Source organism: Nostoc sp. CALU 1950, from assembly GCF_051172895.1.
Lineage (GTDB): Bacteria > Cyanobacteriota > Cyanobacteriia > Cyanobacteriales > Nostocaceae > Nostoc > Nostoc edaphicum_A.
In genome coordinates, this window is sequence record NZ_JBDNJQ010000039.1 from 44676 (window position 1) to 51169 (window position 6494).

General features: G+C 42.7%; 4 protein-coding genes. 3 read left to right on the forward strand and 1 reads right to left on the reverse strand.

Annotated features, from left to right (window positions below; genetic code table 11):
* The first annotated feature begins 80 nt into the window (after positions 1–80).
* The 3 genes from ABF638_RS13370 (at position 81) to ABF638_RS13380 (ending at position 5278) form a co-directional block, all read left to right on the forward strand.
* Positions 81–3272 (forward strand): efflux RND transporter permease subunit, encoded by a 3192-nt coding sequence (locus tag ABF638_RS13370; protein ID WP_435023169.1) that lies wholly within the window; start codon positions 81–83, stop codon positions 3270–3272.
* Positions 3273–3354: 82 nt separating this feature from the next.
* Positions 3355–3804, forward strand: a complete 450-nt coding sequence (locus ABF638_RS13375; RefSeq protein ID WP_435023170.1) for an RpiB/LacA/LacB family sugar-phosphate isomerase — start codon at positions 3355–3357, stop codon at positions 3802–3804.
* A gap of 91 nt (positions 3805–3895) precedes the next feature.
* On the forward strand, positions 3896–5278 hold the full coding sequence (locus tag ABF638_RS13380; RefSeq protein ID WP_435023171.1) for a carotenoid oxygenase family protein: 1383 nt from the start codon (positions 3896–3898) through the stop codon (positions 5276–5278).
* 415 nt (positions 5279–5693) lie between these two features.
* Here ABF638_RS13380 and ABF638_RS13385 read toward each other — a convergent pair whose 3' ends face one another.
* Positions 5694–6263 (reverse strand): hypothetical protein, encoded by a 570-nt coding sequence (locus ABF638_RS13385; RefSeq protein ID WP_435023172.1) that lies wholly within the window; start codon positions 6261–6263, stop codon positions 5694–5696.
* Positions 6264–6494 lie beyond the last annotated feature (231 nt).

The following is a 6494-nucleotide window of genomic DNA, read 5'->3' on the forward strand; positions in this document are numbered from 1 at the left end:
TCCCAATGCCCCATGCCCAATGCCCCATGCCCCATGCCCCATACCCAATGCCAAATACCCAATCCCCAATTTTTTAAACTATGTTTGTTGACTTCTTTATTAAGCGGCCAATCTTTGCGTCGGTCTGTGCGATCGTTATCCTTTTAATAGGATTAATCAGTATTCCTACACTACCGATCGCTAGGTTCCCAGAAATTAGTCCTACCCAAATCAGTGTGACTTCCAACTATAGCGGAGCTAGTGCCGAAGTCGTAGAAAGCGGAGTGACAAATATCTTAGAAAGGCAAATCAACGGGATTGAGGGACTAAGATATCTCACTTCCAGCAGCAGTAACGATGGCACTAGTACCATTACAGCCACCTTTGATTCTTCACGAGACAAAGATATTGCCGCTGTGGATGTGCAAAATCGTGTTTCTGTTGCTCAACCACAACTACCAGAGAGTGTACAACGCACGGGAGTGCAGGTATCAAAAGAGTCAAGCAACATTCTTTTAGCAATTGGTTTATACGCTGAAAATAAAGAGTACGACAATATATTTTTAAGCAACTATGCTGACCTTTATTTAGCAGATGCCTTAAAAAGAGTCAAAGGTGTAAGTGACGCACGAATTTTTGGTGAACGTCGCTATGCAATGCGTTTGTGGTTAGATCCGAGTCGCCTTGCTAGTCGCGGACTAACAACTCAGGATGTAGCCGATGCTTTATCCGAACAAAATTTGCAAGTCGGTGCAGGGAGAATTGGACAAGAACCGGCTCCTGAAGGACAAAGGTATCAACTTGATGTACGTGCTGTCAGCCGATTAGCAGAACCATCAGAATTTGAAGAAATTGTCCTCAGAACTCAAGAGGATGGCACCTTAGTTAAGCTCAAAGATGTAGGTAGAGCCGAACTGGGTGCAGAAAACTACAGTTCATTTTTACGATTTCGTGGCAACGATGCTGTCGGTTTAGGGATTTATCAGGTTCCTGGCAGTAATGCCTTGGATGTAGCTAGAGGAGTCAAAGCCGAAATAGCGCGATTGGCTCCGAATTTTCCGCCAGGGATGCGATATCAAGTAGCTTTTGACACAACATCCTTTGTAGAAGAGTCTTTGGCAGAAGTGATCAAGACTCTGATTGAAGCGGTGGTGTTAGTGGTGATTGTAATTTTTGTGTTCTTGCAGGATTGGCGAACCACTTTAATTCCCGCGCTAACTATTCCTTTAGCACTAATTGGGACGTTTGCCTTCATCAAAGTTTTTAACTTTTCCATTAATAGTTTGACTTTGTTTGGTCTAACTTTAGCATCGGGGATGGTGGTAGACGATGCGATCGTCGTGGTGGAACAAATCAGCCGTTTTATTCAGGATAAAGGGATAAATCCTCGCCGAGCCGCTAGTGAATCAATGGCGGAACTATTTGGCGCGGTTATTGCCACTTCACTCGTGTTGATGGCGGTGTTTGTGCCAGTGGCGTTTTTTCCGGGAACTACAGGCGCACTTTATCGGCAATTTGCGCTAACGATCGCCTTTTCCATTGCGATTTCGACATTTTTGGCTTTGACCCTAACACCTTCTTTGTGTGGGGTGCTGCTGCGTCAAGACCAAAGACCTCCCAGGTGGATTGCCTGGTTGTTTGACCTGATTAATCGGTTTCTAGAATGGGTAAGGTCAAGCTATGAGCGATCGCTTACCTTTCTCACACGATTTAAAAGCGTCGTAATTGGGTTGTTTATTGTCTCTTTGGGTATGACTGCTTGGCTCTACACCACAGTACCTACAGCCTTTCTCCCAGACGAAGATGAAGGCTACTTCCTCACAATTATTCAAGGCCCCCAAGGCGTTTCGCTGCAATATACCAGCGATGTCATGGCACAGGTAGAAAAAGAAATCCTGCAAGTTCCAGAAGTACTAGGGACTTTCGCCGTGGGAGGATTTGGTTTTAGTGGTAGTACCGCCAATAGTGGCATCATCTTTACAACTTTAAAACCTTGGGCAGAACGTTCAAGACCCAATCAATCAGTACAAGCGATTATTGGCAGCTTGCAAGGGAAGTTGTTGGCAATTCCAGAAGCCAGGGTTTTCCCTGTGAATCCACCGCCAATTCAGGGTTTAGGTAACTTTGGCGGGTTCGTCTTTCAACTACAAGACCGCAGAGGTAACAGTGGCTTAGAAAGTCTAGTGCAGTCGATGGGTCAGTTGTTGGGTAAAGCCAATCAAACACCAGGATTACAAGCTGTATTTAGTACTTTTGCCGCAGATACACCACAATTACTTGTGGAAGTAGACCGTAATAAAGCTAAGACATTGCAAGTTTCTATAGATGATATCTTCAGTACATTACAAACTGCCTTGGGATCACAATATGTAAATGATTTCAATCTCCAGCAGCGCAATTACCGCGTATATATCCAGGCAGATCAACAGTTTCGTTCTAACCCCAAGGATATTGGTAAACTGTACGTTCGTTCCCAAAAGAATCAAATGATTCCTTTGAGTAACTTAGTCACAGTTACTTCGACTGTGGGAGCGCAAACGATAAATCACTACAATTTGTTCCGTTCAATTGAAATTAATGGTTCCGCCGCTCCTGGCTCTAGTTCTGGAGACGCAATTAAAGCAATGGAACAAGTTGCTAAAGAAGTTTTACCCGCAGGTTATGGTTATGAATGGTCAGGAACTGCATTAGAAGAAATAGACTCTGGTGGTTTAGCACCCCTGATCTTTGGATTAGGAATAATCTTTGTGTTTTTGGTACTAGCTGCTCAATACGAGAACTACGTTGACCCTTTTATCATTCTGTTATCAGTTCCCTTAGCTATCTTTGGAGCGCTGATAGCTCAATCAATGCGGGGTTTTGCTAATGATGTTTACTGTCAAATTGGTCTAGTAATGTTGATTGGTTTAGCTAGTAAGAACGCAATTTTGATTGTGGAATTCGCTAACCAATTGCGAGATCAAGGACTTTCGATTACCAAAGCAGTAATTGAGGCTTCACAAGAGCGTCTACGTCCAATTTTGATGACTGCCTTTTCTACACTATTGGGGATTTTCCCGCTAGCTATTGCCACAGGTGCCGGGGCGGGAAGTCGTCAATCATTAGGAACAACAGTATTTGGAGGGATGTTAATTGCGACTTTCTTGAGTTTGTTTGTAGTCCCGATTTTGTATATTGTAATTAAGACGACAACAGAGCGTTTTATCAAACCAAATCGGCGTCAAGAACTACAAGCAGAAGCAGTGTCATTGAATGGTAACACTGCTGTATATTCAACAAAAGCTGAGGATTAATTCGTAATTTGTAATTCTTCCCTGTCTCCTATAAACATCGTAGTATGAGGAGATGGGGAAGACTAATTTCAAAGGGGAATGCATGAAAATCGCTATTGGCAGTGATGAACGCACCAACCTTACCGATAGGGTACTGGAAGAACTTAAGCAGCGAGGGCATGAAGTTATACTCTTCGGTTCCCTAGCCGAGAGTGATCCTGAAGTTGATTGGCCTCTTAGTTGTAGTAAAGTTGCTTTGGCAGTGGCAACCCAGAAAGCAGATGAGGGAATTGTCTTTTGTTGGACTGGTACTGGCGCATCTATTGCCGCCAACAAAGTTTCTGGGATACGTGCAGCCTTGTGCCATGATGCTGAGACGGCACGCGGGGCAAGAATTTGGAATCATGCGAATGTCCTTGTATTAAGTTTACGTGCTACTACAGAAGCGATCGCTAAAGAAATATTAGATACCTGGTTTAGCACACCCTTTTCTGATGATGAGTGGAACCTGCTGCAAATAAAACGAATTAAACAGTTAGAGAAAAAGGTTTAATTTGTAGACAGATTGCAAAAATTCCCCAACGCCCTCAAAATTTATCCGTGGGCATTGATAGCAAACCCAAATGTATATTTAAATCAAAACAATGCCAACAATAGCAGTCAATCCATATCTCGATCGCAACTTCGCTCCAATCCGTGAAGAAATCACCACTGACAAATTGTCAGTTATCGGTGAATTACCACCTGAACTATCGGGGATGTTTGTGCGGAATGGCCCTAACCCTCAATGGACACCCATCGGTCAATATCACTGGTTTGATGGCGATGGAATGTTGCATGGTGTGCAAATTAGCAACGGCATAGCCACTTATCGTAACCGCTACGTGCAGACAGCCGGATGGAAAAAAGAACGAGAAGCGGGTAAAGCTATCTGGAGTGGGTTATTAGAACCACCGCAAATGGATAACCCTCACGGTGGCTACAAAAATACTGCCAATACTGCCTTAGTGTGGCACGCCGGTCAAATGTTGGCGCTGAATGAGGGTGGTAAACCTCACGCCATCAAACTGCCTGAATTAGAAACCATTGGCGAGTATAGCTACAATGGGAAGCTGGTTTCTGCCTTCACAGCCCATCCCAAAGTAGACCCAGTTACAGGCGAAATGATCTTCTTTGGCTACTCTGTGTTTGTGCCACCGTACCTGCAATATAGTGTAGTCTCAGCACAAGGCGAACTGTTGCGGACAGTGCCAATTGAACTGCCCATAGGGGTGATGATGCACGACTTCGCCATCACTGAAAACTACACAATTTTCATGGATTTGCCGCTGACTTTTAATCCTGAAAGAGCGCAACGAGGAGAATCTGTAATGATGTTTGAGCGCGATCGCTCCAGTCGCTTTGGGATTGTACCACGTCACGGTGACAACAGTAATATCCGCTGGTTTGAAAGTCCCTCTTGCTACGTCTTCCATACCCTCAACGCCTACGAAGACGGAGACGAAGTAGTGCTGATTGCCTGTCGCATGACTTCTACTACTGTTTTGGGTTTAGATGATTCTCAACCAGACCCAGAAGCAAATATCCCCCGTTTACATCGCTGGCGATTTAACCTCAGCACGGGGACAGTACATGAAGAAATGTTGGATGATGTAGCTTCCGAATTTCCTCGCGTCAACGAAAACCTATTGGGGCGAAAAACCCGATATGGCTACAGCAACAAAGCGGCAGACAGTCCCCTACCTTTATTTGAAGGTATTATTAAGTACGACTTCAGCAGTGGAAAATCCCAAACCCATGAATTTGGGGAAGGACGCTATGGCGGTGAAGCTGTGTTTGCGCCGCGTCCTGGTGCAACGGCTGAAGATGATGGTTGGCTTATGACTTTCGTCCATGATGAGGATTCAGATACTTCCGAATTGGTAGTGGTGAATGCCCAAGATGTAACTGCTGAACCCGTAGCGCGAGTAATAATTCCTCAGCGAGTGCCTTATGGGTTTCATGGTGCCTGGGTTGCAGAGGAATAAGTTAGGTAGATAATACTGTTCGGTTAAAGCAATAGACGCGATGAATCGCCGTCTCTACAAAGGACTAATTATTGTAGAGACGGCGATTTATCGCGTCTTTGAACCTCAATGTTGAGCCTCTGAACCTCGAAGTTGCGCCTTTTAAACAACTCAACTTAGAAATATATCTAACTATTCTTGAATTTACAGGGGTAAGCGTGTATTAAAATTTGCTCACCTCCGTAAAGTGGAACATAGCTTTAGATTTCTCCGGGCAAAATCTTCGAGGACGCAACTCAGAGCAAAAACCGCAATCACCATGTTGAAAGGGATATTTTCTAGTTTATCTGCGATCGCATCCCTGGTTGAAGCGGGTAATAAATTATTACTTGCGATCGCCAAGCTATTCAGTTTGGGATAATTTTGACAGTATCCTTTACTCGTCGGATACTTTTGCTCGAAATAAATCAAAAACTTCCATTCCCTCTTGTAAGAACAATTCAATCTGTTCTGGTTCAAGACGTACATTTTCACGGTAATAGATCAAACAGGCGTCATCTGCCTCTAGACATGGTGTTGTTTGTATAGCTGGGTAAAATCCTATTTTGCCTTCAAAAAAATTAACTACATTGTCAGTAAATATCTGGCGAATGCCTTCCTCATGACTACCACGTAACAGATATTGTTCAGAAAATCTGGGATATTTTTCAAACTTTATATCCTGGTATCCTAAAAAATGACTGAGTTGGTCTAAAATTCCTTTTGGTTTTAACAAAAACTTAGGAATACGCATATTGTCGTCATAGAAAAAAGCTACTGTTTGCCAAGGTTCGTGTCTAGTTTTAGCACTAGATATTGAGTATCTATATTCAAATATGTATATTTTAAAGTTTGTTTTTTCTTCCGACAATATATTTTTAACTAGCTTTATCCCTCCTTGCTTGAATAGTCTAAAATTATGTAAATGCTGCATGATGTTGTTACTGTCTTCTGATAAGAAGTTCATTGTTAACTGAGCAGCAATAAGTTTTATTTTGTCACTTCTCTGTTGTTCTTTTTTTTGTTTTCATTGAAAATATAAAACATTTACAACAACAGCTACAAGAGTAAAAAATACTATAAAAACAATAAAATCTCTAGACATAAAACATACAATTTTGGATTTTAGATTTTGGATTGGGACTGGAGTTTAGACTAAAAGCGATATGAGAGAACGCAAACCAAATGGAATTAGAGG